The sequence below is a fragment of the Mesorhizobium sp. M0276 genome, assembly GCF_040321755.1.
Classification (GTDB): Bacteria; Pseudomonadota; Alphaproteobacteria; order Rhizobiales; family Rhizobiaceae; genus Mesorhizobium.
Map to the genome: position 1 here is coordinate 1 of NZ_JAMYSC010000146.1, position 1,215 is coordinate 1,215.

General features: G+C 49.4%; 1 protein-coding gene. It reads left to right on the plus strand.

What is annotated here, in order from left to right:
* Positions 1-170: 170 nt before the first annotated feature.
* On the plus strand, positions 171-1,215 hold a 1,045-nt coding region (locus NKJ01_RS36165; RefSeq protein ID WP_352735369.1), incomplete at its 3' end, for a rhamnan synthesis F family protein.

Below are 1,215 nucleotides of genomic sequence, written 5' to 3' on the forward strand. Positions count from 1 at the left end.
TAAAAGCTCGCTAAAATTCAGGGCGCCTGTCCTGTTCAAAATACTCAGGCCGATCTATCGCGGCATGGCCTCCGTTTTCAAGCCAGCTTCCCGACGTAGCGTCGGATAATGCGCTTTGTAATAATGGCAGGTTATATCGGTAAATGTCACGGCCTATTCAGAGGTATAAAGTGAATCGTATCGCCGTATTCTCTCTCTACAACGAGCGTGGAATTGCAGATGATTATGTTGTCTTTCTGCTCGAAAAGCTACGCGAGTTTGTTGGGAGGATTATTGTCGTTTCCAATGGGGATCTTTCCAAGCTTTCGGAAATAGCAATCAAAGCTAGCTGCGACCAGCTTCTGGTTCGGAAGAACGAGGGATTTGACGTAGGGGGATACAAGAGGGGGATTGAAGCTGTCGGCTTTGACAAACTTTCTGAGTATGATGAACTTATCCTACTAAATGACACTTGTTACGGCCCTCTTTTTCCGTTTTCGGAAATGTTTTCGGAAATGGAACGCCGAGAGTGCGATTTTTGGGGCAGTGCTGCCCATCAGGAAGTGACGCCAAACCCGTTTACCGGAACAGGCCATCTGCCCCGTCATCTCACCGCGAACTTCATTGCGGTCCGGAAAAACATGCTGAAATCGCGCGCCTTCAGAAAATACTGGGAGGGCCTCCCTGAGATCAAAACTTACATCGATGCCATTCTGCTTCACGAGTCGCGATTTACGAAGCATTTCACAGATCTCGGCTATACGGCGGAAGCTTACGTTGATCCTGATCAATATGGATCGCGATATCCTGCGTTTATCAATGTTGATGAAACAATCGTCAACCGCTTCCCTCTGCTAAAGCGACGCCCATTTTTTCATGATCCGGCCTTCTTGAATGCTGAAGGCATTGATTTGCCTCGGGCTTTGCGGGCGCTTAAAGAGACCTCCGATTACGACCTCAATTTGATTTGGCGCAATGTTTTACGCTCTTCGGAGTTGAGGAATCTCAACACCAACGCTGCGCTGATGAGCGTTTTGCCGGATGAATGGACGAAAGGCGAAGTTGCTGCTGCCGACTATGGCAAGGTCGCGGTCTGCGCGCATATTTACTACACTGACATGCTCGACGAGATCCTGGCCCTGACCGAGAACATTCCGGTTGCCTATGATTTTATCGCCACCACGGATACCGCGGAGAAGAAGGTCGAGATTGAAGCCGCCTTGGCAAAACGCCCTG